The following is a 26,980-nucleotide window of genomic DNA, read 5'->3' as shown; positions in this document are numbered from 1 at the left end:
TGGCGGCTCATATGATTAATTGCATTTAATGCCAAATGATTCCGCGTTTAGATGTTTTCTCACTTAAGATGAATAAAAATTTTTTTTAAGTAGCAGGTAAGATCTCGCTTTTTTTATGACGGCGGTCATGATCCTGTTCCGGTTTGCTTTAGTTTGAGTGGGAACGGTTTTTTTAGAATAGAAAGAGGATTTCATGGGGCATAAAAGGTTATGGTTGATTTTCACCTTCGTGGTTGTCGCATCTTTTGCCGTGCTTGGTTATTACGGGAAAGAGATTTACCGCGAAGCACCTCCTCAACCAACCAGAGTCATAACGACGGATGGAAAAGAAGTTTTTTCAGGCTTAGATATCAAAGACGGAATGAATGTGTGGCAGTCTATTGGTGGGCAAGAGGTGGGTTCTGTTTGGGGACATGGTGCTTACGTCGCCCCTGATTGGAGTGCGGACTGGCTTCATCGCGAAGCGGTGTTCATGGCAGACCGCATGTCTGAAGAAAAATTCGGAAAGAAGTATGAAGAACTTCCTGACGATCAAAAGGCTTCAGTAAGAATCAGTTTGCAAGGTGAGCTGCGAAAGAACACATACGATGCGGCAACCGGGACAATTACTATCAGCCCCTTGCGCGCGGAAGCTATTGCTCACAACAGTAAACATTATAGCGACCTTTTCATGAAGGGCGAAAACCTAGACGAACTTCGCGATGCCTATGCCATTCCTGCAAATACGATCAAAGACGAAAAAAGAATGCATATGATGAATGCCTTCTTTTTTTGGTCGTCCTGGGCGTGTGTCACTCAAAGACCAGGACAAGAAATCACTTACACAAACAATTGGCCGCCTGACAAATTGGTCGGTAATGAAGCCACAGGATCTTTGATTTTGTGGACTGGTTTCAGCGTCATCCTGCTCTTAGCCGGGATTGGATTATTAGCGTTCTATTACGCTGTAAATCACGGCGATGAAGTTGAGCACGACAAACTCCCGAAACTGGACCCTCTCTTAGGCTTGTCACCAACGCCCTCTATGTCGGCCACTTTAAAATATTTCTGGGTCGTTTGTGCACTGATGGTGGTGCAAGTGATCTTAGGAGCGGTCACGGCGCACTATGGAGTTGAAGGCACCGCTTTTTATGGATTCCCGTTAGCGGAATATCTTCCTTATTCCGTCACTCGCACATGGCATGTTCAGTTAGGAATTTTTTGGATCGCGACATCATGGTTAGCAACCGGACTTTTTATTTCTCCCGCTGTTTCTGGACATGAACCAAAGTTTCAAGCTGCAGGCGTAAACTTTCTTTTCGTCGCACTTTTAATTATCGTCGTCGGCTCTCTAGCGGGTCAATGGATGGGAGTGATGCAGAAGCTAGGCTTAGAGGCCAACTTCTGGTTCGGCCATCAAGGTTATGAATATGTAGATCTCGGTCGGTTTTGGCAATCATTCCTTCTAATAGGATTATTCCTGTGGTTGTTCTTGATGGTCCGAGCCATCTGGCCGGCGTTTCGGCAGCAACAAGAAAATCGTCACTTGTTAATGATGTTTTTAATCGCATCTGCGGCGATCGCGTTGTTTTATGCTGCGGGCTTTATGTGGGGACGACACACGAACTTAGCGATCGCCGAGTATTGGAGATGGTGGGTTGTTCATTTGTGGGTGGAAGGTTTCTTTGAGGTCTTTGCGACCGTTGTTATCGCTTTTTTGTTTACCCGCATGGGGCTTATTCACAGCAAGGTTGCGACTTTAAGTGTTTTATTTTCCACCATCGTATTTCTAGCCGGTGGTATTTTAGGGACTTTTCATCACTTGTATTTCACTGGAACTCCAACGGCCGTTTTGGCTATCGGTGCAAGCTTTAGTGCTCTGGAAGTTGTACCTTTAATATTGTTAGGCTTTGAAGGTTACAGTCATTTTCGAGTCAGCAAGGCGGCGAAATGGTTGCAAGCTTACAAGTGGCCGATTTATTTCTTCGTGGCCGTGGCTTTCTGGAATCTTGTCGGAGCCGGCATATTCGGCTTTTTGATCAATCCGCCGATTGCTCTTTATTATATGCAAGGCCTTAATACGACTCCCGTACACGGTCATACGGCCCTTTTCGGAGTTTATGGAATGTTAGGTATTGGGCTGATGCTTTTTGTCTTAAAAGGTATGGCGTCTCGACATGTTTGGAAAGACGGAGTGATTTCGTTTGCTTTTTGGTCGATTAATATCGGCCTAGCTTTGATGGTCTTAATCAGTGTCTTACCAATAGGTTTCTTGCAAACTCTGGCAAGTGTCGAGCATGGCTTTTGGTATGCGCGTTCCGCCGAATTTATGCAGCAACCGGGAATGGATACCTTACGTTGGTTGCGCGTCATCGGGGACACTATATTTACAGTCGGAATTTTAGCGTTAGGGTGGTTTGTTGTGGGCTTGAAAGCCGGCTTTTCGGTGAAAGAAAAAATCGATTTGAATTCAGACGGTTTGTTGTAACAGGGAGGTACTATGAATTCTGGTGGAAGACTTCTAAGTTTTTTAGTTTTAGGAATGATGGCGTTAAGCTGTACCAAAAAATCGGATGTCAGCGAACCTACTAGCAAGGACAAGTGGAAAGCTTCTTCCGCCGAAATCGCCGAAGACAATGAAAACTTAGATAAATTGCCTGAAGAAGAACATAAACTTCTTCCTCCGCCACAAGTTCCTTCACCTATCACTAGAAAGAACCCTGCGCGTGTGAAAATTAAGATGGAAATTCGTGAACAGGTGGGCGTGCTGGCTGATGGTGTGAAGTATACTTTCTGGACTTTCGGAGGAACGGTGCCCGGGCCGATGCTTCGTATCCGCGCAGGCGATTACGTTGACTTCACTTTATCAAATCATCCGGACAACAAACTTCCGCACAATATCGATTTGCATGCTGTCACAGGCGCGGGTGGAGGAGCTGAAGGTTCATTCACCGCTCCTGGACACTCATCAACGTTCTCATTTCGCGCACTGAACCCAGGTCTTTACATCTACCACTGTGCGACAGCACCCGTAGGTATGCACATCGCCAACGGTATGTACGGACTGATTTTGGTAGAGCCAAAAGACGGTTTACCAAAAGTCGATAAAGAATATTATGTCGTTCAAGGTGACTTTTATACTAAAGGAAATTTCGGTGAGCGTGGTCTACAGGCTTTTGATATGGAAAAAGCCTTAAAAGAACAACCTGACTATGTCGTATTCAATGGTGCCGTCGGAGCGCTTTCAGGAAGTTCATCTTTAGTGGCTAATCTAGGCCAAACAGTGCGGATCTTCTTTGGTAACGGTGGACCTAATCTAAGCTCTTCTTTTCACCTTATCGGAGAGATCTTTGATCACGTTTATCAAGAGGGCGGAAGTCGCATTACTCAGAAAAACGTGCAAACGACTATGGTTCCTGCTGGTGGATCGGCGATCGTAGATTTTCGAATCGATACACCGGGTAACTTTATATTAGTAGACCATGCGATTTTCAGAGCATTCAACAAGGGCGCTTTAGGTATGTTGAAAGTGGAAGGGGACCACAATACGAAAATCTATACAGGTAAAACTAAAGATGCCGTTTATTTGCCCGAAGGTCAGAACATGATACCAATTTCTCAAGAGCAAAAGAAGGATCCGCCAACAGGAGACACACTTGAAGCACGTATGAGAACCGGAGAAATCGTTTACAAGCAAAACTGTTTGGCCTGCCATCAGGCTAATGGTGAGGGTGTGCCGAATGCCTTTCCACCTCTAGCTAAATCCGATTTTTTGATGGCGGATAAGGCTCGGGCTATTCGCGTTGTGAAAAATGGACTTGAAGGAGCCATTACCGTAAATGGTAAAACCTATAATAGCGTCATGCCTGCACTAGGATTGTCTGACGATGATATTGCGAGCGTGGTAACCTATGTCCGCAATAGCTTCGGTAATAAGAGTGATGTGGTTACTTTGGACGAGGTTAAGAGAGCGAAAAAATGATTTCGTCTTTTTTTGTAATGGCTTTGCTATTTTCCTGGGCCGAAGAAATCAAAGTCTCGGGTGGAAAGTTTCAGCCCTTGTTTCAAGATAAGGGGGAAGAATCCATTGTTATCCCGTCCTTATGGGTGGATGCGACTCCCGTGACGAACGAAGAATTTCGCGCATTTATTGAAATGAATCCTAAATGGCGAAAGTCAAAAGTAACTCCGCTTCTTGCGGACTCCTCTTATTTAAAAAGCTGGAAGGACGATCTGACCTTCCCTGATGGTACGGGGCGCTTCCCTGTCGTTCACGTGTCCTGGTTTGCCGCGCGCGCGTTTTGTAAATCACAGGGCAAGCGGCTTCCCACGATTTTGGAATGGGAGTACTTCGCAGATGCAAACAGTCCCGAGAATGAAGCAAAAACATTGAAGTGGTACGCCAAAGGACAAGATGAAATAAAGAACGTGAAAACTTTGAAACCAAATAAGTTTGGTCTCTACGATACGGCCGGACTCATCTGGGAGTGGGTGGATGACTTCGGCAGTGTTGTGATGTCGGGAGACTCACGTGAAGGTGTGAACCGCGATCTTTTTTGCGCTGGGGCGGCGATAAACACCAAAAAACCTAACCAATATGGTGCATTTATGCGCTATGCACTTCGTTCCAGCTTGCAAGCCCAATACACAACTTCATCATTGGGCTTTCGCTGCGTAAAAAATTTTATTGAGGAGAAAAAATGAAATTCATAATCATCGTATTCATGATTTTTTGTTCCCTGAATATTTTCGCTCACGAAGTCGGGCATGAACACCATGGAACTGAAAACTTGGAATCGGCAGATCCCGTTCCAGGCAGTTCTCTTTATCAACTCGACAGCAGTTGGGTCGATAGCGATGGAAAAAAAGTTTTATTAAAAGACCTCAAAGGAAGGCCGCGCCTGGTGGCTATGCTTTACACTCGCTGTACAACGGCGTGTCCTTTACTCGTGGAAGACCTTAAAAAGCTTATTTCAAAGCTGCCAGCCAAGAAGCAAAGCATTCCTGTGACGCTGTTTTCATTTGATTCCGAAAACGAAACGGCCTCTACAATGAAAGAATTTCTTCAAAAAAAGAAAGTGAAGTGGCAGATGCTAAAGGGTGACTCCTCAGATGTTGCAGAAGTCGCCGCTGCTCTCGGGGTCCGCTACAAAAAACTTTCCTCGGGAGAGTATGTTCATTCTAACGTTATCTACTTACTGGATTCGGACGGCGTCATGATAGCTAAGAAAGAAGGTCTGAAGTCCGACGATTCCGCTTTTGTGAAGAAAATCGATAGTACTTTAAAATAGTTTGCGCTGCGGCTGCGGGATTCCTCTGTTACATAATCTCTGTTGTGCTTCGACCTCTGTCTTAAAATGAGCCGTTTTATTGAGGGAAAAAATAATCTTCGCGAGTTTTTTCGAGAGCTCAGATAGACTTTAAGGACAAATCCATAACGGGGACTCATTTAACAAAGAGGAATCATGGCAAGACTTATTCTGGTATTGTCGGCTTTGCTTCTAGGTTATTCACAAACCCAAGCAGCCGCACTTTTCGGTCGTCCTTCCAAGATCATTGATAGCAACGACAGCAATTCAAGCAGCGCAGGAAGTAGTTACTACACACCTTATACATCAGGTTCGTCGTCTTACTCTGCTACTGGGGGAGGATGCGGCTCCGTACCTTCTCACGTAAAAACGGCGTTTTCTGAAGCCAAGCGCTTCACGCAAACTTGTTCTTACGCGCAATTGGCTCCCGGCAAAATGATTGCCGTGAATGATTATTCGGGAGATGGTCGCCCGACAATGTACATCTTCGATCAAGATGGAAATTGCGTAAAAGGCTTTCCGATCAGCTGGGGTGTCGGTTCTGACCGCAGTGGACGCTTAGAGGCGTGCAGCACGGAAAACTCTAGAAAAACACCTCCTGGATTTCACTTGACCGCGACCCACAATGGGGCACGCTATAATAGTTCGAACTCGCTAGGTATGGCCGGTCTTTCTGGTCAGGACAGCCTTGGGCAACGTGGAGTTATCATCCACGGAACGAGTCCTGCGGGAACCTCTAATACTTGGGGATGTACAGGCGTGAACTACGAAGACTTATCAACGGTCATGAAAACCTTGGGTGTAGGATCGTTGGTATATAACTACTTCGGTGGAGCTAGAGCTTCCAATTGCAGTGATAATTCTGGAATGGAACGTCCGGCACAATGTCAGCCTGAAGCAGCGGCGGTAGCAGCAGCGAGATCCAATGGGGTTTCGTCGTCGAAGTACTCTGGAAAAAGCAAGTACTCTACTAGCTCAGGCGGTTCGAAGGCTACGAACTCGACAAAAAGAAAAGGAGCAAAATAATGAAGTCCCTCTTAGCAATTGCAATCACAATGATGATCTCTCCTTGGGCGCTTGCGGTGGAGACAGCTCCTGCTAAAGAAACGCCAGCAGCTCCGGCGAAAGCGGAAGCAACGCCAGAGAAAAAGAAAGAGGCCAAAGAGCCTCGCAAGCCTTCACAGGCAGAGCTTGAGGCTTTAAAGATTATGAAAGGTGCCGAGATTGAAATCTCTCACTACGACGATGATACGAACACTTTTGAAGTGACGATCATTAAAGAGCCCGGTGTTGGACCGAATGTGACAACGCCCGAGGAGCTTTATCGTGCGACGGAAATGAATGTGGACTTTGCGACATTCAGCTCTAAAAAAAGAGATTACATCGGTTCAGAATTTCAATTGAAAGAAGATCTGATTCTTATCGGACCAGAACAGATCATGAAACGCTCTAGAAAGTAAATTCGATAAGGGAAGTTCTATCGAAAAGAACTTCCCAGTCTTCCAGCTCCCATCGTCCTTTCAAACTGCAAAACAATCCAAAATCATTTTTAAAAAGCAGTTCTGTGATATTCCTTTCTCCGCAGTGGATTTTTTCAATTTCAAAAAGTCTGATTTTTAATTCTCATTTTCCAGGGCCTCCTTTGAAACCAAGAGCCCCACGATTTTCTTTCCGTAAATACCTCATTTATCTTGTAATTGACCTTGCATTTTTCACCGTCTCATTTTCAAAAAAAACACTTTCTAGAGAATTTGTTTTTGAGAGGTAATAAAAGCTACCATCATTGAGGAAAATCTTTATCCTTTGTGTATGAGCAAAATCCGGTTGCTAGGGCAAAAAGGGCAAGGAACCCTTCTTATTGTTTCAGTTCTATGTGTCGTAGGTGTCATCGTCCTTATGACGTCATTGGATGTATTTACGAAGGACTATAACTACAAGTCCCTTGATTTCGATCAAGTGCTGCTAGATGAAGCGACGAGTTCTGCATTTGCTGTGATGGAATCGGCTTTAGCTCGTCGACTTTGGGAGCCACCTCCTGATAGCCAGTGTCTGAAGGCCGAGTCCTTCAGTGTTGAAGGAGAACTTCCCAGCGGCGTTTCTTGGAAGGTCGACACCGTATTTAACTTCACGACTAAAAATTTCGAAATGACAGCCACCGGTTCCTACCGAAAACTGAAATCAAAATTTCGAAAGCACGTTAAAGTCTTGGATGTTTCAGATTATCTGCTTTTTTCAGGAAGTTCTAATAGCGTTATTTTGCAAAGAGCCTATAGTCCTAAAACGCCTTCGGCGCTGATTGCAAAAGACCGACGTATTTATACGAAGGGACCCTTGGTTGGCTATTCCATGATTGACCGGCCAAATCCAAACACAGGATGGTCAGGTTCTACACCCGTGTGGCCGGGGGAGTGGGGCACTGTGATTCAAGGGGACCGCATGCAGTTTGCTGGCGGTATTTATTATTATCCGTGGAGCATTCCGCGCCCTAATTCCAGTTGGGTCAATGCGGGAAACTTGCCGACGCTGTTAGCGCCCTACGCAAACGCTTGGGGAACACCTGCTATTTCCGTGGGTTCCTCGGGCGCAGGATCCATGGTGTTCACTAAAAGTTCGACGATCGCAGAGACCCTTCGTGATCAAGTGACTAATGAAACTCCCGGACCTAATACAAAATCTGCTTTGCGAAATTCAGTTTATCCGGTGGCTCTCTTTGGTGGAAATCCTCCACTGCAAGCTTGGAGTGCAACGGACTCAGGCAGTTATTTCAACGATGTCGATCGTTACTCTATTTTTTATTATGAATACGCCGATGCTAATAAGTTTGGCATTCGTATGAACGCAACCTGCATGTCACGTCCCGACGCTTTGACTTCAGGAAAATACTGCTCTCACTCAGAACATTTTCCTAAGGGCTTTAGAGAGTGGAGAAAAGACGCGGATCTAGAGGGCTATTTGTACACCTCGGATGCCGAGGTTGTCCCTTCACCGACAATGAATTGGGATAATTTGGAAGCATTGGAAGAGGATGCGAGCGCATGTGGGCAGGTCATCTCGTCGCCAGTCAATGCCTACGAAGATTGTGCGATTTGGGATAGTGAGTTTCAAAAGCAGTATGCCGCTAACGGCGCCGGCACTGCGTGCACACGTGTATCTCGCTTGGATATGGAGTCGCTGACATTGAATAACTTCAATGCGGGCCAACTTTCCAACGCAAATCTATCCAATCGACTTTTGCGTCGCGTGGTCTACGCGAAAGTGCCGACCGAGATTAGACAGAGCAATAATCAGGGTTTAATGATTGGTGCGCTTTCCGACAATGCCGCAAGAAAGAAGCTGGCACTATGGGTTGTCGGAGAAGACACCATCACTTTGCGTGGAGTACAACCCGATACCACATCGCCTTTGAATACCGATCCTGGACGATTGCGCGAAGTCTTTTTTAATATGGACGCCACGGGGGGAGTAAAGCCGGGAATTTCGATGGTTTTGCTTTCGCCGGAACAGGTGCATTTGCTCAGTCCTTTTTATGTTCCTATCAGCGAAAGCTATTTGAAGTCGCGATGGCCTTCTTCGGGCGGAAAGATCCGCCCCATTTTGCATAACCTCACTGATCCTCGTCATGAGGAAGATGGCTTCAAATATGGATATCGACGTTATCATCTCAACAATGTCAGTCTGATAACGACGGCGACCGTGGATGCAGGAAGACCTTTCATTTTGCAAGGATTGTGGAATGGACCAGATTCATCCGCATCTCAGTTTATTTCGAATCAGTGCATGGTCACAATGGCCGGGAATCCTCTGCCACCTTATATGGCGTATAATATTTCTGAAATGGCGTCGATGCCGGTATATACAGATCCTATTTCGGCTCTTCCGCCAGCGGGTTCGCGTTACTATGATGACGGACATTTGCCTCGTCGTTATTATCCGAATGTGTTTTGGGTGCAAAACGCACATCCTGCTATTGGGGGAGCTCGTCACGAATCTGATTTAATGCTTAAAGGTATACGTATCTACGTCGACTTCGATGCGACAGTGATTCCTGGAAAAAGAGATCTTAATACACCTCTTCATCGTGCCACAGATGGAAGAAACGTCAGTCTGAATTACTTTGATCTTTCTCATAAGCATTTTACCTACAACATGGGTTCTTATTATCAGAATGAGCCTTCATTCACTCCTTGTATTCTGGAAAATGCGGCCTATCTTTCGCCTTCGAGTCCGACAGCACTTTATGATGGGAACGCTGTAACCCCGACAGTTAATAATGGAAGCTATATCTTTGTTCACACTTCGCCTGATGATGATTTTAGAAACGTAGGTTCTATCGTGGGTGTCGATCAGCCTGTTATCGAAACAAGGAATGCCAAATGATGAATTCAAGAGGTATGACTTTAATAGAAGTCCTTATGGCCATTGGAATTTCGGTCATTGGTGTTTCTATCTTTTTGTTCTTCGTTCTTACTTCGCGTAAACACGTCACGCATGTCGATCGAGCGATTGTTCTTAAAGAGCTTCTTACCGATAACGTGATTGAACTGAAAGGTTTGCAGATCGGGGATATTGTTCCCATCGGAAAATGCCTGATGCGTATTTATAAAACGGATAAAACCTTTTTGTCAGAATCGGTCGTCGACCTGAATTCTTCCGAGTGTCCACAGCCATCGCTTTCCGCAAATCAAGTTTTCGTGGGTTGGGAAGTTTTGCCAGCTTCATCGATAGAAGCGTCCTTCAGTTCGTCTTCTTTAAAACTTCCTAAATACTCAGACACTTTACGCAAAGTCACTTTGAAAGTCTGGGGCTGGAGCGACGGTGAAGGTAAAACCATTCTTACCAATCAGATTGTGATTTTTAAACGATGAAGAAATCAAGTCGCGGATTTACAATGATTGAACTTCTTTTAGCCGTGTCGCTGGCAGCTTTGGTGATTGCTGGTACGGTGCAGGTCATCTATTATTTCTTTTCAGAAAAGAAGAATCTCGACGACTGGAGTGCCGCACAAATCGACATGTCATTGGCGATTAAGAATGTCGAAAATGACGTGCGCAACATCGTCCGTTTAGAGCCTACTGAAGATCTTTTATCGGCCAATGACGGTCTTTATTTCGGATTGAGTTCTTTGAAACCTCAAGAGGCTCCGGAAGAATGCCTAGCGGATGCAACTCATTCCGTTTTTCGATACACGACATTGGACCGAGTCTTACGATCGGAACGGACTCTGCGAGCTTGGTCTGAAAGTGGGGATGCGGATAAAACGGGTGAGGCTAATGAGCTGCGTGTTTCCGCAGATGCGACGATGTCTTCATTGTTTCAATCCGGAAAAGCGCCCACAGAAATTTCTTTAGTCGATGCCGACCGTCGCTTCATTCGACGTTATGAAGTCGGAGCTGTAACGATGAACTTAAATTCTGCGAAAGACCCCTATGATGGTCTTCCGAAAACAGACGCCAATGGGAATCCAATCCGATTTAATTATGCCAGTGTCTTTCTAAAAATGCCCAAGAATGCTCAAGGGGCCACTGTTCAAAAAAAGTCCTCGGTTTTTGTCACTAGCAGCGAGGTGTATGAATCATCAACGGTGATAGTGTGTCTTCGTAAGACCGATTTAAATTTAATCAAAATAGAGCCTTTAACTAATAAAGTGTCGATCTTGCTACAAAATCGCCCTTCCGAGTTTAACGTGAGCTCTTTTGTGGTAAAGTATCTTGGCACCAGAAAAGGTGTTCGCGTGGATCCTGCGAACTTTATGGATGATACCGTCAGCGATCCCAATGGTTACTGCGTAAATTCAGTCTTTCTTGAATTGAAAGCGTCCTTGCCTTTAAGAAATCAGACGGGCGCTGCCACAAGCAGCAATGTCACCAAAAACAACGTGACTCGGGCAAGAACCATCTTCGCCCCTAATCTGAACGCGAAGCGGGCGGTGGCTTGTTTGCAGTAAAATCCAATTCATGGTCATTTCTTTTTAAATAAAGAGGGTGAGGATGCGATCCCTCTTTCACGCGGCTTCGACTGATTAAGTGAGAGCTAATAGGAATCCCCAGCGCCAATATCACAGAGGACGCAATAAGAAGGGCGGTCGTTTCCCAATGCCAAAAGTGCAAAGCGCCGCCCAAACAAAAACAAACCGAACCGAGAGTCGAAGCCTTTGTAATAGCGGCAATGCGAGTTAACGTGTCGGGAAACTTCATTGCACCGACGGCAGCAAGAAGAATCGAGATAGCGCCAAGAAAAAGAAGAACATCAACCAAAGTCTCCATCAAGATCCTTTTGTCTTTTCAATAAAGTATGCAAAAAGCGACGTCCCTACAAAGGAAAGAACAGCAAGAACAATCACAAGACTCATCACCTTATAATCATTGACGACGATCGCGATTAAAACTGTCGCTGCAATTAATATAGCTGTCAGTAAATCAAAAACCACCGCGCGATCCGCTTGAGTCGGCCCCAAAAGCAGTCGGCGAGTTCCTAATATCAAAGCCACGATAAGAAGTGCTGAAAGGAACCACATCATACTCGATCTCCTTGAGAGAAGATTTCAAAAAGCCTTGCTTCGAAACGAACTCTTAAAGCCGTCATCGCCTTTTCCGTGTCCGGGGCATGAAAAAAATGAATATACAAAATACTTTCGTCCTTTGATAAATCCACCACCAAAGATCCCGGCGTTAAAGAAATAATCAAAGAAAAAAGCCATAGCGCTTTTTTATTTTTTAGACGGGTCGGCATGCGCACGATAACGGGATGTAAATCTTCATTCGGGTGAAACAAAGCCGAAGCCACTTCGAAGACGGCAATAAAGAAGTCATGCAAAAAAAGAAAAAATATTTCGATAATGAGCTTTAACTTCCTCATCATGGTTGATGCCCTTCATGACGCAGTTCCCGGGATATCTTTTGCGCCACTTCAAATACCTGGTTGGAGTACAGACCCATGGTTACCGTCCAAAGATTAAGTAAGATCAACGGCACTATAAACCAAAGCCAACGTGCCGGCTTCGGATTATTATGAAAATGGGGAGAAGGCTTCAAAAACACCCCCAACCAAATTTTCAGCATCGACATCATAGTGAGAAGACTGACAGCCAGACTAAAAAGAACTCCCAAAACTTCCTTTGATGCGAGTAAAGCCTTGAGTGCAAAGACCTTTGCCCAGAAACCTGAAAGAGGTGGAATACCAGCTAAAGAAAGCGCGGGGATCGCAAATAGAATTGCCAGTAAAGGATCTCGATCTAAAAGCCCGCCAATTTTAGAAACTTGATTTCGCTTTTCGCGAGATTCGATATAGGACACGACGAAAAAAAGATTCGTTTTTACAACCATGTGGTGCAAAAGATAGTAAATACAAGCCGCTAAACCAACACCAGTTCCCAAAGCTAAAGCCAGCGCGATGTAACCTACTTGCGAAATAATATGAAATGAAAGAATACCCTTCATATTGTCTTGAGAAATCGCTCCTAAAACTCCTAGCAACATCGAAATAAGTGCCAGCGCCTGAATCAAGAAAGCAAGAGACGAATCTAAAAGCGGCAAGTGAGGAGCAAGAATTCTTACTAAACCATACAAGCCCACTTTTGTTAAAAGACCTGAAAAAACTGCCGCCATGGGGGTAACAACATAAGGGTAAGAAGCCGGAAGCCAAAAATAGAATGGAAAAAGGCCGGCTTTAATCATAAATGCAAAGCTTAATAGACCCAATCCCACGGTAAAAGCCGAAGCGGGAACAGAAGAAGAAATTTTAGAAAGTTGATCTAAATTTAAAGTACCGGTTCCGCTATAGATAAGGGCCACGCCACCAAGGAAAATAAAGGAAGAGATTACGCTCAAGATGGCGTATTTAAATCCGCCTTGCACCGCATTTTTATTCTTGAGCAGCGTCGCCAGGAAGAACGAAGACATCAAAAGAATTTCAAACCAAACATAGAGATTAAAAAGATCTCCCGTTGAAAATGATCCCAAAATTCCCAGCATCAGAAAATGAAAAAGGGGATAGTATCCTCGCACTTCGACACGAAGATTTAAGGAGCCGATAGAAACCAACACCCCACTAAAATAAATTAACGATGAGACGACCAAAAGAGCCGCACTCAATAAATCAATGCGAAAAGTGATGCCAAACGGCGGTTGCCAGTTGCCGAAAGCTAGCAGCAAGGGGCCCGATTTCCAAACTTGATAGAAGATAAAAAGACTCAAACCCAAAACGGTGAAAGATCCCACAGACGCAAGCATGCGTTGCGCTTTTAAGCTGTTTCTTAAAAGCAAACTGCTTAGAGCTAGGATCAAACATAAGGCAACAGGAAGCACCGCAATCATTCAGCCTCTTTCATGTCATCCAAGTCGTCAATATCTTCCGTCTGGCGAGCGAAGTAAGCAAAAACCAAAAGCACTGTTTGAATGGCTAAACCGATAACGATGGCCGTAAGAATAAGAGCTTGCGGCAGCATGTCGCTGTGAGGCCCACTGTTCAGAATAAATAAATTCGTCGCGTGCCCGAGAAGCGAAAGCCCCATGATGACTCGCAACCATTCTCTTGAAAGTATCAGCCAGATGCTTGCTGCAAAAATAAAAGAAAGAATCATCGCAAAGTCCTTCCGTTGAAGGCAAAGGACACGGTGGTCATCACGCCTACAATAACGCAGTAAACGCCGATATCAAAAAGGACCGGAAGTCCTAGAGTGATGGGGCCTGGCAACCAGAGGCTCGTAAAAGGGGGAAGAAAGTTTGTAAGCACCGGCAGAAGGCCAGAGAAAAAACAAAGTCCTAATCCCACTAAAATCCAGTTAGAGGAGGGGCCCCGTAAAAATCTATTTGTTGAATGTTCACCAAACACCAAAGCATGAAAGATCAAAGCAATGGCTAAAATGAGTCCGCCAACAAATCCACCACCAGGATTGTTGTGGCCACGCAACAGAAGATAAAGCGAAAGAACAGAGAAAATCAGCATAAAAAACTTCGTCGCAACCTCAATGATGGGCGAAGGTAAAAAAGGATTTTCCCTCTTTCGATGTCTTTGAAATAAAAACGACGTGCCTAAAGCGACGATGCTAAGAACGGTGATTTCTCCCATGGTATCTAATGCGCGGAAGTCGACCAGAATGACATTCACGACATTTGTGCCTTTTCCCAAGGTGGGGGCATTTTCAACAAAGTAGGGCGAGATCAATGAAGGAACTTTTCCATTCTCTAAAATCGGGATGAGCCACAGCATGCTAAAGAACGAAAGAACAGTGAAGACGATTCGCACGAGTTGGTAGGCTTCAGGAAGCCGAAGGGGTTTTGTTTGCAAGGGCTTTAAACATAAAATCAATACTAAAAGCGACACTGTTTCTACGGACATCTGAGTCATAGCTAAATCGGGAGCATCGGCCAAAATAAATAAAAGGCCAACACCGTATCCGACAAGTCCCAATCCCATGATTTGCAGAAGCGGCTGAGAACTTTTTAATAATGGAACAAGACCAGCTAATAAAAGTATGACGGCTAAGAGTTCAGGACCGGATGAAATATTTGGAGCTTTTAGAACCGGCAGTGATTCCTGCATCAGTGCCATCCAAAATGTCCAAATGCCTATAGGAAGAAGCAACCAGAATATGTAAGTACTGAGTTTTCCGTTTTGAAAGACACCCGTGAACCAGCTTGCTAACACAGGTAAAATTTCATTTTTTTCTTTTCGCTGCTGATCAAATCGCAGCCAGATTTCAATATGACTGAGCCTTCGAATTAAAAAATGAGATAGCACGCCCCCCAGAAGGAACGAACAGATACTTAAAACCAGGCCCATGTTAAAGCCGGTCCAAGCTTGAAGCTCTAAATCTGTTCTTTTTAGTAAGATCGAAGACACAATAGGCTTTAAAAAATACTCGTTGATATCACTGAGAAAGAAGTTTGATATCCAGCCGGCCATGGCTAAAGCCAGTGCCGGAGCCCACATTGAAAAGCGCGCCTCGCGAAGACTGCGATTGGGTCTGGCATCTTTCTTAAAGATCAACTTTAAAAGTCGGTAGGCTACGACAATGGAAAGCGCTCCTGTGCACACCAAGACGACTAAGAGTACGGTGTTTTCACCTTTCAATTGCAACGCTGAAGTCAGTAAATACTCTTTACCTAAAAAACCTAAAGTAAACGGAAGACCGATCATAGAGCCCAAGGATAAAATCATCGCCATGGAGGTGAGCGGCATTCTTTGTGTCAGATTGTTGATGCTATAAAGGCTGCGAGTTCCAATCTGTTTATCGATATTACCAACACAGAGAAACAAACTCGCTTTATAGCAACTATGCGCGAAAATATAAGACACAAAAGACTTCCAGGAATATTCATGCGGAATCCCTAAAAGAATAAATATAGATCCCAAAGCACTCACGGTGGTCCAGGCAAACATTTGCTTAAGATCGGTTTTTAATAAAGAAATAAAAAGCGCACCTAGTGAAGTGATACCTCCAATGGTCACTAGCAAAACAATCCATAAGGTGGTTTCTTGAAAAAGGGGAGAAAAGCGCGCTAAAAGAAAAACTCCCAATTTCACCATCGTGGCAGAATGCAAAAAACAGCTGGCCGGTGTTGGGGCTTTCATCGCATTGGGGAGCCAAAAATGAAAAGGAAACTGCGCTGATTTCGTAATGGCTGCAAACACAATCAAAGAAATTAACAGAGAACTATTTTCGATCCTTTTATCCTGACTCCGAATGATTTCTTCAAGAGACGTGCTTCCGGTCATTTGATTGAGAATCAGAAAGGCCGTTAACAGAGCCAATCCACCTGCGGCGTTCACAATCAAAGCCTGACGAGCACTTTTGCGAGTGTCACTGTCCTCATAATGAAAGGCGATTAAAAGAAAGGAACAAACGGCCGTGGCTTCCCAAAAGGTAAAGAACACGAAAATATTGTCGACCCAAAGTATGCCGAGCATAGAGCCGGTGAAAAAGAAAAACAGCGGGAAGAATCTTTTCGCATCATCTTTTGAAAAGTAAGCACCGGCATACGTGCTGACACACAGTCCGATGCCCATGACGATGCAGGCAAAAAAATCGCAAAGGCCATCTCGGTGTTCCGGCCATTGGCGATTTAAAAAAGAACTAATGGCCTCGATAAAAGTAATAACAAACGGAGCGGCAAAAAGCGCCCTCCAGACGACGGTGGGAAGTCGCATGATGAAGCGAGCCAGAAGCGCATAAACGAAGAAAGAAAGAATCCACCAAGTCATAGGTCATGATCTCTAATCTTTGGTTTTAATGTCATCTTTCAATCGTGTCATAGTGTCGCAAGCACTGTTGATGAACATAGAACGCGCAGCATGGAAGCCGTGGAAATGTGTTATGCTTCAAAGAATGAGACGTGGAATGCTGGCGCTAAATCCGATGGCAGGAGAAAGTGGCTCAATTGAGACCCTCTGTGAACAAGTGCGCCATTTACAAAAAGATGGATTTCTCAACGAACTCTGTGTCGTCTCTGTCGTTCACAAAAGTTACTTTCCTTTTTCTTCTGAAACTTACAAGGAACGTCACGACGAAATCGTCAAAGATATAGAGCACTCTTTAGCTGCCGGACTTAAAGAGCGACTTGAGTATCAAGATATTCAAATTCTTGAAGCGCCTACTTCCACCGACGACGACGTTGTGCGCACTATTTCTGAATGGGTTTTTAAAAAGAGAACGAATTTTCTTATCCTGGGTGTTCACGGGCATCAAAACCTCGCGCACGGGTCTTTAGGCGGAATTCCTTCTACGGCCTCGTTTCTGTCTCCCGTTCCATTGTTAGTGATCAATGTTGCTGAACCGGTGCACGACGAATTTAATTCTGCGCCAGCAGTACTCCTTGCAGTAGATGCTTCCGAGCCTCCAAGTCTTCGCGCTCTTCGTCGCTTCGCCAAAATTATCGAGCCCTTAAAAGCGCGCGTTCAGCTGGTGCATATTCTCCGAAAAAGAAAATTATTAGGGCAGCGTCTTCGTCCCGTAGCTAATTTCGATAAGGCGCGGAGGGTTTTGTTAGAGACCGCTCAGCAATTGCAGAACTTCGGTGTGGAATGCAATATGGAGATACTTAAAGAGCAGCGAAGCGTCGCGTACACCTTAGCAACCTACGCTGAGCGAAATAAAATTTGGATTACGGCAGTGACTTCTCCGGTACGAGACATCAAGCACCGGTTGTTATGGGGCTCAACGACTCACAGTCTTCTTGGACACTTAAAATGTCCGCTGCTAGTTTTGCGCACCAGTTGAAGAGGCTTTTAGTTCGCTCCTGATTTTTTCTAATAACAATCCGAGCTTGTTTTTTCCTGTGCGATCTCCACAATCTCCCCAATAGCAGTCATTTTGAGTGTGTTCAAAAATTCTTGCATCACCGGTTGAAAGTAAAAGCTCTTGCAGCTCGGGATAGCGCGTGAATTTATCGCGCACGGCTTTTTCCATAAAACCGTCTTTGCGGGCCTCCCAGTCGACCCGTTTGGGAAGATTTTTATCTCGTCCGCGCAAGGCGGCTTCCATCGGGGTTGGAGCACTTCGCACCCAAGCAATCATCTTTGGATCCGTATATTTGTGAGCTTGATAATAGTGTTCGCTCGTAGGCCACCACTGATCGTCGACACGCACCGGGAAAAGAGCGAAGTTCGAAAATTCTCCGTACGCCTGTTTGGTCGAATAAAAATCAAGCACCTCCCCCAGAAATGGCGTCGCGGGTGTGCGCGGGAATTGTTCATAGTGGGTGTGCTTCATTGAAGAATGCGAACACGCCGAAAGTAGCAGAAATACCAAGAGTGAGAGAGCTTTCATAAAGCAGTTATTTCAGAACTGAATAAGGATCTCAATGTTTTTGGGTCAGACTGAGACTTATGCGTCAAGAAGGCCTTGATTCTTGACGGCGCTCTTCCTCAGGCATAGAGTGATTAAAGATATGACGCCTTCGTATTTGCGCTCATTTTTAAAGCATCTTGTAAAGCCAGTGTTATTGGTTTTAGGGATGCTTTTTTCGTTTCAGGTCGTCATGTCAAATCTGTCTTTAGCGCAATGTCATACCGATAAAATTACTACAGAAGCTGGAAGTACGGCCGGTATCGCCCATGACGAACACACGGATCCTTCGGCCGAGGAATCTCATTGTGGTGATCTAGGATTTTGTCTTTTTGGTCACTGTCACATGCATCACGGCTCAGTCCTAGTAACTGAGTTGTCGGTGAAAGTTTCTGCTTTTATTGCGCCTAATAAATTGGGATTTTTTAAAGAGTCCCAGTTGCATTCGATTTTGCCACTGGAAAAGCCATGGCAACCTCCGCGCGCTTAGTTTAAGCCAACAATCCCTTCAATATTTTCATAATTATTTAGCGAAACTGAGGTTGTCGCATGTTGAATTCTATTATTAGGTTCGCCTTGAACCATCGGCTTCTTGTCGTAGCGGCCACGGCTTTTATCGTGGTTTATGGGGCCGTGACAGTAAGCCATTTACCCATTGATGTTTTTCCAGACATCAATAAACCCACGGTCACAATTATGACTGAGGCTCACGGGATGGCTCCGGAAGAGGTTGAAACCCGGGTTACATTTCCCATTGAGTCTTACTTAAACGGACTTCCAGGTGTAGAGCGAATTCGTTCCCAATCAGGCATCGGTCTTTCCGCCATCTACGTCGAATTTGAGTGGAACACCGATATTTATCGAAATCGCCAGTTGGTTCAAGAAAAGCTGGCATTAGCAAAAGAACGCCTGCCAAAAGATATTTCACCCACCATGGGTCCGATATCTTCATTAATGGGACAGATCCAGCAGATCGCTCTTTATTCTGAGAACGAATCTGTTCATCCCCTCGAAGTGCGAAATATCGCCGAGTGGGTGATTCGTCCTCGTCTGATGACTATCCCCGGAGTGGCGCAAGTTATTTCTATCGGGGGCGGACTGAAGCAGTACCAGATTCTGTTGTCTGCTCAGAAGATCAATAAGTTTCAAATCAGCTTAGAGCAGATCGATAAGGAGCTAGCGCAGATCAGTCAGAACACCACGGGAGGTTTTTTAGAAAAAGACCAACAAGAATTTTTGGTGCGCAATATTGGTGTGGTTGAAACTTTAGATGATATCAAAAACACGAAAATCGGCCTGCACTTCGGTCGACCTATTTTCGTAAAGGATGTCGCCGAAGTGGTCGAAGCTCCGAAGTTAAAGCGAGGCGAAGGCAGTTTCATGGGAAAGCCTTCCGTCGTTATGACCATTCAAAAACAGCCCGGTGCAGACACTGTTCAGATCACCAACGGTGTTGAAAAAGCCATTCAAGAAATTAAGCCGTCATTACCACAAGGTTTGGTTATTAATACGGATGTCTTTAAGCAAGCAAATTTCATTGAGACATCTATTAAAGGAATCCAAGGAAAACTAAAATGGGGAACCGTTCTGGTTTTCGTAGTTCTTTTTATTTTTCTTTCCAACCTACGTATGTCGCTTATTACGCTGACGGCGATTCCGGTCTCTTTCTTAGCGACCGCTTTAGTTTTTAAATGGTTCGGTCTATCCGTAAACACGATGACTCTGGGCGGGCTTGCTATTGCGATCGGTGAGCTGGTCGATGACTCTATCGTCGATGTCGAAAATGTTTTCCGCCGGCTTAGAGAAAATGCCAAACTCAGTCAGCCGCGTTCGGCTTTGAAGGTTATTTTCGATGCCTCTTCGGAAGTACGAAACTCCATTGTTCTTGCGACGGTGATTATCGTCATGGTGTTCCTGCCTCTCTTTAATTTGACGGGCTTAGAGGGAAGACTGTTCACTCCGTTGGCTGTTGCTTATCTAACGGCACTGCTTTCGTCGTTGGTGGTCTCTTTGACTGTGACGCCGGTCTTGGCTTCTTATTTCTTAGCTAAGTCGCCTTTGAAAGAACATCAAGACACACGTTTTGTGCAGTTGTTAAAAAAATGGGATAAAAAGGTCTTAGAGTGGGCTTTGCCACGATCTAATTTCGTGCTGGCGATGACCGCCGGACTTGTGGTTGTAGCACTAAGCCTTCTGCCTTTTATGGGTAAAGACTTTCTGCCGCAATTCAATGAAGGCACGGCGATGATCAGCGTCAGTGCTCCGCCGGGCACCAGCTTGAAGCAGTCGAATGAATATGGAAATCAGGCTGAGGCACTGATTCTAAAAACCAAAGAAGTGAAGTCAGTTTCTCGTCGAACCGGGCGCGCCGAAATGGATGAGCATGCCATGGGTGTGAACGTCAGCGAAATGGACGTGGACTTTAAAAATGGTGGAAGAAGCAAGGAAGTCGTCTTAAATGAGATCCGAGAAAACCTAAATCAAGGTCTTCCGGGTCTTGCTATTAATATTGGGCAACCCATCGGTCATCTTATTGATCATATGCTTTCCGGAGTAAATGCCGCTATCGCCATCAAAATCTTTGGACCGGATTTAACGACATTAAGAGAAAAAGCCGCCGAAGTTAAAGAGGCTTTGGAAGGAACTCCGGGCTTAGTCGATCTTCGTGTTGAAAGCCAAGGCTTGATTCCTCAGATTAAAATTCACGTCTTACGTGAAGAAGCCGCTCAGTACGGAATGAGCCCCGGTGAAATCACGTCGCTTTTAGAAGGGGCGTTCAATGGAGAATCCGTTGCTCAGGTTCTTGACGGCACAAAAGTGTATGATGTCTTCTACAGATTTGACGATAGTTCCAAGCAGACCTTAGAGCAAATGCAGAAGACGGTGATTAAAACAATGCCGGATGGAAGAAAGGTTTTGTTAGAGCAGGTTGCGGATATTTATGAAACCAGCGGACCTAATGAAATCAATCGCGAAAACAGCCAGCGGCGTATTGTGATTTCGGCGAATGCGAACAAAAGGGATCTAGCGGGCTTAGTGAACGAACTGCAAAACAAGGTTTCAAGCACCGTGAAACTTCCTGAAGGCTATTACGTGGTTTACGGAGGCCAGTTTGAAAGTCAGCAAAAAGCCACCCGTAATATTTTGCTCTTTGGTTTGATTTCTCTGGCAGGAATTATACTTGTTCTTTACTCGCACTTCAGATCGAAGGCTATTACGGCTCAGATTATGATCACCATTCCGTTTGCGTTTATTGGTGGCATCATTCTTCTTTTTGCCACAGACCGCACGATCACGGTGGCGAGCCTTGTCGGATTTATCACTCTTTGCGGAGTCGCTTCAAGAAATGGCATCATGATGATCTCGCATTATCTTCATTTGATGAAATTTGAAGGCGAAACCTTTTCCAAAGATATGATTATTCGAGGTTCGCAAGAGCGACTTGTTCCTGTCATGATGACGGCTTGTGTGGCCTCACTTGCGTTACTACCTTTGGTTTTTGCTAAAGGTGAGCCGGGCAGTGAAATCCTTCACCCTGTCGCTGTTGTGATTGTGGGCGGTCTTATCACGGCCACACTCTTAGACATTGTTCTTACACCGACGCTTTTTTACCGATTTGGTAAAAGGTCGGCTGAAAAATACACTCAAGAAAATAATAAATCTGAAACTTTATAATGAAGGGACCTACTATGAAAAATCTTATCTTCACTCTTGTTCTTGGCGTAGCGACGATGGCCTGGGCGCATGAAGGTCATCATGACTCTCCAGGAATGGTTCAAGCGCCTAAAGGCGGCGTCATCAAATCACTTGAAGAGTCTCACGTTGAAGTGGTGACCAAAGGCAATGACATTAAAGTTTATCTTTATTCAAAAGATTTAAAACCTGCAGATGCCACGCGCTTTAAAGTGAAGTTATTTACCGAAATACCACGAACGAAGAAAAAAGAATCTCTCTCGTTCAAAGTCCAAGGAAATCTTCTCGAAGCGAACTTTGATGCAAAAGGCATCCATCGCTACACTTTGATTGTAAATATCAACGATTCCGTAACGGGACATGACGACAATCTGAAATTTACAGTTGAACCTCGCAAATAGAAGGCGTCTATGAAATTGCAAAAATATTTTCTAATTCTGATCTTAGGGGGGATCTGGTCGACCGCCCAAGGAGCAGAAACTATTTCTTTTGAAAAAATAGAAGAACTCATCAAGGCGAAAAATCCGGTCGTCGAGGCGATGCAACAAAAAGCAGAAGCCAAAAAAGCGCGTGAAGGCTCTTTGGCGCGCTCATTTTTACCCGATGTCAGCGCCGAGATTTCGCAAGAAAACTTCAAGCTGGGAAGCGAAGTTCAAGACACCCAGTCTTCTTGGAGAGTGGAAGCCAGCGTAAATCTTTATCGTGGCGGCTCAGACCTCAAGGAAGAGCAAGTACGTGAACTTGAAACCAAAAGCGCCATTTCGGACGAACGAAGAGTCTTCCAAGATGAACTTCAACGAGCGTACGAGGTTTACTGGCTTTTGGTTTTTAAAATGGAGGTTAAAAACTCTCTGGAAACTCACTTGGCTTTGTCGCAGAAGAATCTGAATGAAGCCAATCGTCGTATCAACTCCGGAGTGGCGACCAGCACGGACCGTTTAGAGTTTCAAATGAAGATGTCTTTGATCAGGCAAGAAATTTCTATGGTTGAAAAAGACATTCGCAGTCTTTCGAAGCGACTTGGCATTGCTCTGGGAAAGAACGAAGCTGTTTTACCGCAAGGACCTTTTCAGCACGTTCACGACTGGGAAATCAATATTCAGCCTTTAAAGATTGCGGATATGGCTCATGTAAGAAAAGCTCGCACCGAAGTGGAAATTTCTGAAGCTCGCAAAAGTCAGCTCAAAGCAGGATATCTGCCTGAATTGGACCTTTACGCGGGCTTTTCAGAACCCAATCAACGAGACGAGCGTGATATTCCTTCTGCCTCCGAGCGACGAGAGTCCTACGTTGGCGTAAAGGCGTCTTGGTCCTTGGGTAAAGCTATCGACTCTAGGATTGAGCGCGGCAGTCTGCAAAAAGAAACGGCGGCGAAAGCAAAAGAGCTCGACTTTTTGATCAAGCAATCTGAAATTGATCAGGAGTCTGTGTTAGACGGGCTGAAGACCTTGCATTCCTTTGTTCACGATGCCGAAGAGAATATCAAGGCCTCACAATCCTATTTGAATGCCACTTTGAAAGAGTATGGACGGGGAGTAAAAAACTCTCCCGATGTTATGGAGGCGACAGAAAAGTATATCGAAGCCAAAAAAAGATATGCTGAAATCAATCGCGACTTTAACACGCTTTATTCATCACAGCTGGCACTGCACTCGCAAAAATAAAATATAAGGAACAAGGTGAAAGCCTTGTTCCTTTTTTTAGTGAACCTTCAAAGCGAGCTTTCCCAAATGATGCTCGCTCAATGCTTGATGAGCTTCGACTGCCTTTTCCAAAGGGAATATTTGGGACACGTGCACTTTAAATTTTCCTGACTCGGCCATCTTGTTAAAGCGCTCTAGAATTTCATGATTGACATCACCGTCGTAAGTTTTCACTAAGGGAATTGTTTCTGTCGGAAGATTCACTCCGTTAGGGGCAATGGCCACGCCTTGTGGCTTTAAACATTTAAAGAGGTCCTTGATTTGTTTTCCTCCCGCCGTCAGCAATATCGCATCCAGCCCCTCTGGTACTTTTTGATTTATCTGCTCAACAAGATTTTCCGTATGGCCGTCCAGAGTCACATCCGCACCTAACTTGCTAACAAGGTCCACTCCATCTTTCCCCGAAGCCACTGCAATTACGCGAGCCTTCATATATTTAGCGATTTGCACGGCGAGGTGGCCAATGCCTCCGCTAGCCCCAAAAATCAAAACACTTTGTCCAGGTCTTAGCTGCAAAGTATCCTGCAGTCCGCGCAGGGCCGTGATACCCACACCAGCCATGACGGCCGCCTGTTCTAAAGAAAGATTTTTCGGAACGTGAAACACAAGATCTTCATCGGCAGCCACATACTCTGCATAAAATCCGCCCTTAGGATTTAAAAAGCTCGATGCATAAACGCGGTCGCCAACTTTGAAATTCTTTACGCTTGATCCAATGGCTTCGATGGTGCCCGCGCCCTCGGAGCCTAAGATGTAGGGGAAGTGGGATTTTTCGGGTTTATATTGTTCAAACTCTCCGTGAAGCTCTGCGGGGTCCCAAGGTCCTACGCCGGCGTATTCAAGGCGAATAAGAACTTCGTGGGCATCAAGAGCAGGGCGAGGAAGGTCTTGAAGTTTTAACTCCTCAGGGCCTCCGAACTTATTGATCGAAATCGTGTGCATTGTGTGCGGCGAGTTCATGGCTACCTCCACTGATTGTGACATCAGTATAGGAAGATCTATTCGCGCGGGCGAGCCTCCAAAAGCTCTACGTAAAAAATCAAATTTGAATGGGGTGGGATCTTTCCGATACTGCGTTCACCATAGCCTAAGTGTGCAGGAACAAAAAGTGTGCGCTTGCCACCTTCACGCATACCCATAAGTCCCATGTCCCAACCCTTAATGACGCGCTTAGAGCCGATGACAAATTGAAAAGGCCGGCCATGATCATAGGATGAGTCAAACTTTGTTCCATCTTCAAGGAAGCCTTCATAGTGGCAGATTAACAGAGCACCTTTTACGGCCTCTTTGCCTGTACCAACAACTGTGTCCGTAATCTTAAGTTCGCTTGTATCCATAAAGAATTGATAGCGGCGAACGCAGGTCTAGTCAAGAAAAGGCGCCGAGGCCACATTCTGCTTTCGCACAAGTATTTTCTCTTGGAAAACGCCTCCCTGGAAATTAGGCTAAAGAAATGAAGACTTTGATTTTTATTCTAAGTTTCTTTTTGATGAATACTTCTTGGGCGGACGAAACCTGCGTTATTTACGAGGCTCAGGATCTTTATCAATACCAAGATCGAATCTTGGCATTAGCCAAAACGGCGAAGTCGCCCGAGACTTTAAAAAGCGAAATGCAGCAGCCACTGCGCTGCCTAGTAGAAACTTATAAAGACAGCGACGACATGTTAACTAAGTATGTCGCCGGTTCTTGTCTTCAGCGTTTGATGGGCGGGCCAGAAATTCAGGGATTTAAGAAAGACAAAAAATACGACATTGTATTTCAATCATTGATCAATCAGCAGTTAGAACAAAGCGAGCTTCTGACAAAATCCGAGATCGCGGATTTCGCCAAAGGCAAATGGCAGGAATATATAGACTTCTGCAAAGGCAGTGTGACGGAGCTTCTTTGTAGCGAGCTTTTACCCACAAATGATCGTATTAAACTACAAAACGAAATGCTGGGTGCGACCTCCATGCTTGTACTAAAAAGCGCTTATCATCAATTTTCCGGCGAAACCAAAAAAAGAATCCATCAACAGATTACAAAGCTTTATCGCGAAACCTCTAAAGAATCGCCACTAAAAAGAAAGGTGATTGAGCAGATCTATCGCGAAATCAACAAACCCGCCATAGAACTGCGTGGGTCCTAATACATTCCTTCCGTTCGATTCTGAGAATAGCTACGACATTGTTAAGTTATAAACACGATCGTTGAGACTCTGCGTAGATCACCGATACTTTAAAAGAACGTTGGAGTATCAGATGAAACTACGAATGTCCCTGGCCTGCGTTGTCCTTATTTCTATGCCTTGAGGGCTTTAGATCCCGGACAGATTCTTCAGTTTATGTTGGTGAGTCTCTCTATGGCATGTTGATCTCTATCGGTGCCTGCGCTATTGGCGAACTTTATTATCATAGATATAAAAATCTTCGCTGTATCATGCTTCTGCTCGTATCGGCGGTGGTTGAAAACTTAGGCTATCGACAGTTGAACTCTACTTGGCGCATACTTGCCTTCGTGGATTTCTTTAAAGGGGACATCCGCTGGGGATCCATGGAACGTAACGGTTTTAAATTTCTTACTTTATTTGACCGTAGGAGGAATAAGATGAACAAGCTTGATTTCAAAGAAGTTCTTGATAGGAATTTTCTTGGCGACTGGGATCTTTTTAAAACAGTGACAGAAGCCTTCTGCGATACTGTAGCTGACCAGTTGGACGCTTTGAAAACCGCTATCGCCTCTAAAGAGAATAAAAGAATCAAAGAAACGGCTCACAAGCTCAAAGGCTCTATAGCTCATTTCCATCACGTCGACCCTGTCACAACAGTAAAGAGTATAGAAGAGCAGTGGCAAAACCCAAATTATCCCGAGATAGAAGCCGCGTTCGTTCGTCTTAATGGTGAAATATCAACGTTGATGGTCGAGCTTAAGGTGATCTGTTCGCAAAAATCTTTTAATTGATTCAAAGAGGGAGCTTCTTAACTCTTGGGCGTCTTCGTAAATCCACCTTCGTATTCTCGCCGTCCAATTTCGGGTTTATGTCTTTAGGTCATCGGCAAATGCCGAAGCGATGTTTTAAACATATTTGTGAGGTTTTCGGGGAAAAGTGGGGGATTGGGAGATTAGATTCAAATTTTTTTCTAAAATTTTTTGGAGGGCTTTTCTAAGAAGACGCCTTCAAACTGGGCATTTAGGCCGGTTTTAGTTAGTTTTTTCAGCAGACGGGTTGATTTTGCCCAAAAAAGCAGCAAGATGTGACGTATCAATGCCGGCATTATAGGCATTAAAAAAGCTTGCAAGCGCCGGGAATACCCACTATAAACCGTGCTTCCTCGCTAAGTCGTTTCGGAATTATCCAAACAAGCTAAGTGCTAAACCATTGATTTGTATTCGATGTTTTACATGAACGCTCTTTTAGCGAGAAACACGAATCCTTTTTCATAAAACGTTTTATTAAATTTTTTTTGAAAAAATGATTTTAGGGTGTTGACAAGGCCGCAAGGTTTCGATACAACCGTCTACCTCGTCGC

Annotated in this window: 25 protein-coding genes; 16 read left to right on the top strand and 9 right to left on the bottom strand. The window is 44.8% G+C overall.

Going from position 1 to position 26,980, the window contains the following annotated elements:
• Positions 1-193: 193 nt before the first annotated feature.
• The 9 genes from AZI85_RS06420 to AZI85_RS06380 all read left to right on the top strand — a co-directional run bounded on the left by AZI85_RS06420 (position 194) and on the right by AZI85_RS06380 (position 11,232).
• Positions 194-2,467 (top strand): nitric-oxide reductase large subunit, encoded by a 2,274-nt coding sequence (locus AZI85_RS06420; RefSeq protein ID WP_063243320.1) that lies wholly within the window; start codon positions 194-196, stop codon positions 2,465-2,467.
• Between the two features lie 12 nt (positions 2,468-2,479).
• Complete coding sequence (nirK, locus tag AZI85_RS06415) at positions 2,480-3,961, top strand: copper-containing nitrite reductase (RefSeq protein WP_063243319.1); 1,482 nt, start codon at positions 2,480-2,482, stop codon at positions 3,959-3,961.
• Positions 3,958-4,683 (top strand): formylglycine-generating enzyme family protein, encoded by a 726-nt coding sequence (locus AZI85_RS06410; protein ID WP_063243318.1) that lies wholly within the window; start codon positions 3,958-3,960, stop codon positions 4,681-4,683. Before nirK ends, AZI85_RS06410 begins: the two co-directional genes overlap by 4 nt.
• On the top strand, positions 4,680-5,270 hold the full coding sequence (locus AZI85_RS06405) for an SCO family protein (protein ID WP_063243317.1): 591 nt from the start codon (positions 4,680-4,682) through the stop codon (positions 5,268-5,270). The genes AZI85_RS06410 and AZI85_RS06405 overlap by 4 nt, the downstream gene beginning before the upstream one ends.
• A gap of 174 nt (positions 5,271-5,444) precedes the next feature.
• Positions 5,445-6,314, top strand: a complete 870-nt coding sequence (locus AZI85_RS06400; RefSeq protein ID WP_063243316.1) for a L,D-transpeptidase family protein — start codon at positions 5,445-5,447, stop codon at positions 6,312-6,314.
• Entirely contained in the window at positions 6,314-6,748 is a 435-nt protein-coding gene (locus tag AZI85_RS06395; protein WP_063243315.1) for a hypothetical protein, read from the top strand. The genes AZI85_RS06400 and AZI85_RS06395 overlap by 1 nt, the downstream gene beginning before the upstream one ends.
• Positions 6,749-7,184: 436 nt before the next feature.
• Positions 7,185-9,665: a hypothetical protein gene (locus tag AZI85_RS06390; RefSeq protein ID WP_253720881.1), complete on the top strand. Its 2,481-nt coding sequence runs from the start codon at positions 7,185-7,187 to the stop codon at positions 9,663-9,665.
• Positions 9,662-10,153: a type II secretion system protein gene (locus AZI85_RS06385; protein WP_063243313.1), complete on the top strand. Its 492-nt coding sequence runs from the start codon at positions 9,662-9,664 to the stop codon at positions 10,151-10,153. Before AZI85_RS06390 ends, AZI85_RS06385 begins: the two co-directional genes overlap by 4 nt.
• Entirely contained in the window at positions 10,150-11,232 is a 1,083-nt protein-coding gene (locus AZI85_RS06380) for a prepilin-type N-terminal cleavage/methylation domain-containing protein (RefSeq protein ID WP_063243312.1), read from the top strand. The genes AZI85_RS06385 and AZI85_RS06380 overlap by 4 nt, the downstream gene beginning before the upstream one ends.
• Here AZI85_RS06380 and AZI85_RS06375 read toward each other — a convergent pair.
• Genes AZI85_RS06375 through mbhE form a run of 6 tightly spaced genes read right to left on the bottom strand, consistent with a single transcriptional unit; the run spans position 11,192 to position 16,490 of the window.
• Positions 11,192-11,551 (bottom strand): cation:proton antiporter, encoded by a 360-nt coding sequence (locus AZI85_RS06375; RefSeq protein WP_063243311.1) that lies wholly within the window; start codon positions 11,549-11,551, stop codon positions 11,192-11,194. The genes AZI85_RS06380 and AZI85_RS06375 overlap by 41 nt on opposite strands.
• Positions 11,551-11,805, bottom strand: coding sequence for a monovalent cation/H+ antiporter complex subunit F (locus AZI85_RS06370; RefSeq protein WP_063243310.1), 255 nt, complete (start codon positions 11,803-11,805; stop codon positions 11,551-11,553). The genes AZI85_RS06375 and AZI85_RS06370 overlap by 1 nt, the downstream gene beginning before the upstream one ends.
• Positions 11,802-12,146: a Na+/H+ antiporter subunit E gene (locus tag AZI85_RS06365; RefSeq protein WP_063243309.1), complete on the bottom strand. Its 345-nt coding sequence runs from the start codon at positions 12,144-12,146 to the stop codon at positions 11,802-11,804. The genes AZI85_RS06370 and AZI85_RS06365 overlap by 4 nt, the downstream gene beginning before the upstream one ends.
• Positions 12,143-13,600, bottom strand: coding sequence for a complex I subunit 5 family protein (locus tag AZI85_RS06360; RefSeq protein ID WP_063243308.1), 1,458 nt, complete (start codon positions 13,598-13,600; stop codon positions 12,143-12,145). The genes AZI85_RS06365 and AZI85_RS06360 overlap by 4 nt, the downstream gene beginning before the upstream one ends.
• Positions 13,597-13,866, bottom strand: coding sequence for a sodium:proton antiporter (locus AZI85_RS06355; RefSeq protein ID WP_063243307.1), 270 nt, complete (start codon positions 13,864-13,866; stop codon positions 13,597-13,599). The genes AZI85_RS06360 and AZI85_RS06355 overlap by 4 nt, the downstream gene beginning before the upstream one ends.
• Positions 13,863-16,490: a hydrogen gas-evolving membrane-bound hydrogenase subunit E gene (gene mbhE / locus AZI85_RS06350; protein ID WP_063243306.1), complete on the bottom strand. Its 2,628-nt coding sequence runs from the start codon at positions 16,488-16,490 to the stop codon at positions 13,863-13,865. Before mbhE ends, AZI85_RS06355 begins: the two co-directional genes overlap by 4 nt.
• Before the next feature lie 112 nt (positions 16,491-16,602).
• On the opposite strand from mbhE, the gene AZI85_RS06345 reads away from it, so the two are divergent.
• Complete coding sequence (locus AZI85_RS06345) at positions 16,603-17,505, top strand: universal stress protein (protein WP_063243305.1); 903 nt, start codon at positions 16,603-16,605, stop codon at positions 17,503-17,505.
• Here AZI85_RS06345 and AZI85_RS06340 read toward each other — a convergent pair.
• A complete protein-coding gene (locus tag AZI85_RS06340; protein WP_253720880.1) occupies positions 17,485-18,054 on the bottom strand; it encodes an NADAR family protein in 570 nt (189 codons plus the stop codon). The genes AZI85_RS06345 and AZI85_RS06340 overlap by 21 nt on opposite strands.
• A gap of 121 nt (positions 18,055-18,175) precedes the next feature.
• On the opposite strand from AZI85_RS06340, the gene AZI85_RS06335 reads away from it, so the two are divergent.
• The 4 genes from AZI85_RS06335 to AZI85_RS06320 are packed head-to-tail and all read left to right on the top strand — an operon-like array spanning position 18,176 to position 23,429.
• Positions 18,176-18,562 (top strand): hypothetical protein, encoded by a 387-nt coding sequence (locus AZI85_RS06335; protein WP_063243304.1) that lies wholly within the window; start codon positions 18,176-18,178, stop codon positions 18,560-18,562.
• Between the two features lie 59 nt (positions 18,563-18,621).
• Positions 18,622-21,747 (top strand): efflux RND transporter permease subunit, encoded by a 3,126-nt coding sequence (locus AZI85_RS06330; RefSeq protein ID WP_063243303.1) that lies wholly within the window; start codon positions 18,622-18,624, stop codon positions 21,745-21,747.
• A 14-nt stretch (positions 21,748-21,761) separates the two neighbouring features.
• The gene (locus tag AZI85_RS06325; RefSeq protein WP_063243302.1) at positions 21,762-22,166 is read left to right on the top strand and encodes a hypothetical protein; all 405 of its coding nucleotides are present in this window, start codon (positions 21,762-21,764) and stop codon (positions 22,164-22,166) included.
• A gap of 9 nt (positions 22,167-22,175) precedes the next feature.
• Positions 22,176-23,429: a TolC family protein gene (locus AZI85_RS06320; RefSeq protein WP_063243301.1), complete on the top strand. Its 1,254-nt coding sequence runs from the start codon at positions 22,176-22,178 to the stop codon at positions 23,427-23,429.
• Positions 23,430-23,465: 36 nt separating this feature from the next.
• On the opposite strand, the gene AZI85_RS06315 is transcribed toward AZI85_RS06320, so the two are convergent.
• Complete coding sequence (locus AZI85_RS06315) at positions 23,466-24,428, bottom strand: quinone oxidoreductase family protein (protein ID WP_216635852.1); 963 nt, start codon at positions 24,426-24,428, stop codon at positions 23,466-23,468.
• Between the two features lie 38 nt (positions 24,429-24,466).
• Positions 24,467-24,805 carry an FKBP-type peptidyl-prolyl cis-trans isomerase gene (locus AZI85_RS06310; RefSeq protein WP_063243300.1) on the bottom strand — a complete coding sequence of 113 codons (339 nt, stop codon included), beginning with the start codon at positions 24,803-24,805 and terminating at the stop codon, positions 24,467-24,469.
• Between the two features lie 116 nt (positions 24,806-24,921).
• Between AZI85_RS06310 and AZI85_RS06305 the strand changes: the two genes are divergently transcribed.
• Together AZI85_RS06305 and AZI85_RS06300 are read left to right on the top strand one after the other, a co-directional pair.
• Positions 24,922-25,599 (top strand): hypothetical protein, encoded by a 678-nt coding sequence (locus AZI85_RS06305; protein ID WP_063243299.1) that lies wholly within the window; start codon positions 24,922-24,924, stop codon positions 25,597-25,599.
• A 218-nt stretch (positions 25,600-25,817) separates the two neighbouring features.
• Positions 25,818-26,411, top strand: a complete 594-nt coding sequence (locus AZI85_RS06300) for an Hpt domain-containing protein (RefSeq protein WP_063243298.1) — start codon at positions 25,818-25,820, stop codon at positions 26,409-26,411.
• Positions 26,412-26,980 lie beyond the last annotated feature (569 nt).

Source organism: Bdellovibrio bacteriovorus, from assembly GCF_001592755.1.
Classification (GTDB): Bacteria; Bdellovibrionota; Bdellovibrionia; order Bdellovibrionales; family Bdellovibrionaceae; genus Bdellovibrio; species Bdellovibrio bacteriovorus_E.
Note: the sequence above shows the minus strand (reverse complement) of the source record. Positions and strands in the feature narration are given on the sequence as shown.

Coding starts and splice junctions, on each gene's coding strand:
- AZI85_RS06385 (WP_063243313.1), top strand. CDS start 9,662: ATGATGAATTCAAGAGGTATGACTTTAATAGAAGTCCTTATGGCCATT.
- AZI85_RS06355 (WP_063243307.1), bottom strand. CDS start 13,866: ATGATTCTTTCTTTTATTTTTGCAGCAAGCATCTGGCTGATACTTTCA.
- AZI85_RS06395 (WP_063243315.1), top strand. CDS start 6,314: ATGAAGTCCCTCTTAGCAATTGCAATCACAATGATGATCTCTCCTTGG.
- AZI85_RS06345 (WP_063243305.1), top strand. CDS start 16,603: ATGCTTCAAAGAATGAGACGTGGAATGCTGGCGCTAAATCCGATGGCA.
- AZI85_RS06390 (WP_253720881.1), top strand. CDS start 7,185: ATGACGTCATTGGATGTATTTACGAAGGACTATAACTACAAGTCCCTT.
- AZI85_RS06360 (WP_063243308.1), bottom strand. CDS start 13,600: ATGATTGCGGTGCTTCCTGTTGCCTTATGTTTGATCCTAGCTCTAAGC.
- mbhE (WP_063243306.1), bottom strand. CDS start 16,490: ATGACTTGGTGGATTCTTTCTTTCTTCGTTTATGCGCTTCTGGCTCGC.
- AZI85_RS06310 (WP_063243300.1), bottom strand. CDS start 24,805: ATGGATACAAGCGAACTTAAGATTACGGACACAGTTGTTGGTACAGGC.
- AZI85_RS06375 (WP_063243311.1), bottom strand. CDS start 11,551: ATGGAGACTTTGGTTGATGTTCTTCTTTTTCTTGGCGCTATCTCGATT.
- nirK (WP_063243319.1), top strand. CDS start 2,480: ATGAATTCTGGTGGAAGACTTCTAAGTTTTTTAGTTTTAGGAATGATG.
- AZI85_RS06305 (WP_063243299.1), top strand. CDS start 24,922: ATGAAGACTTTGATTTTTATTCTAAGTTTCTTTTTGATGAATACTTCT.
- AZI85_RS06330 (WP_063243303.1), top strand. CDS start 18,622: ATGTTGAATTCTATTATTAGGTTCGCCTTGAACCATCGGCTTCTTGTC.
- AZI85_RS06420 (WP_063243320.1), top strand. CDS start 194: ATGGGGCATAAAAGGTTATGGTTGATTTTCACCTTCGTGGTTGTCGCA.
- AZI85_RS06410 (WP_063243318.1), top strand. CDS start 3,958: ATGATTTCGTCTTTTTTTGTAATGGCTTTGCTATTTTCCTGGGCCGAA.
- AZI85_RS06325 (WP_063243302.1), top strand. CDS start 21,762: ATGAAAAATCTTATCTTCACTCTTGTTCTTGGCGTAGCGACGATGGCC.
- AZI85_RS06370 (WP_063243310.1), bottom strand. CDS start 11,805: ATGATGTGGTTCCTTTCAGCACTTCTTATCGTGGCTTTGATATTAGGA.
- AZI85_RS06405 (WP_063243317.1), top strand. CDS start 4,680: ATGAAATTCATAATCATCGTATTCATGATTTTTTGTTCCCTGAATATT.
- AZI85_RS06340 (WP_253720880.1), bottom strand. CDS start 18,054: ATGAAAGCTCTCTCACTCTTGGTATTTCTGCTACTTTCGGCGTGTTCG.
- AZI85_RS06380 (WP_063243312.1), top strand. CDS start 10,150: ATGAAGAAATCAAGTCGCGGATTTACAATGATTGAACTTCTTTTAGCC.
- AZI85_RS06335 (WP_063243304.1), top strand. CDS start 18,176: ATGACGCCTTCGTATTTGCGCTCATTTTTAAAGCATCTTGTAAAGCCA.
- AZI85_RS06320 (WP_063243301.1), top strand. CDS start 22,176: ATGAAATTGCAAAAATATTTTCTAATTCTGATCTTAGGGGGGATCTGG.
- AZI85_RS06315 (WP_216635852.1), bottom strand. CDS start 24,428: ATGAACTCGCCGCACACAATGCACACGATTTCGATCAATAAGTTCGGA.
- AZI85_RS06300 (WP_063243298.1), top strand. CDS start 25,818: ATGTTGATCTCTATCGGTGCCTGCGCTATTGGCGAACTTTATTATCAT.
- AZI85_RS06365 (WP_063243309.1), bottom strand. CDS start 12,146: ATGATGAGGAAGTTAAAGCTCATTATCGAAATATTTTTTCTTTTTTTG.
- AZI85_RS06400 (WP_063243316.1), top strand. CDS start 5,445: ATGGCAAGACTTATTCTGGTATTGTCGGCTTTGCTTCTAGGTTATTCA.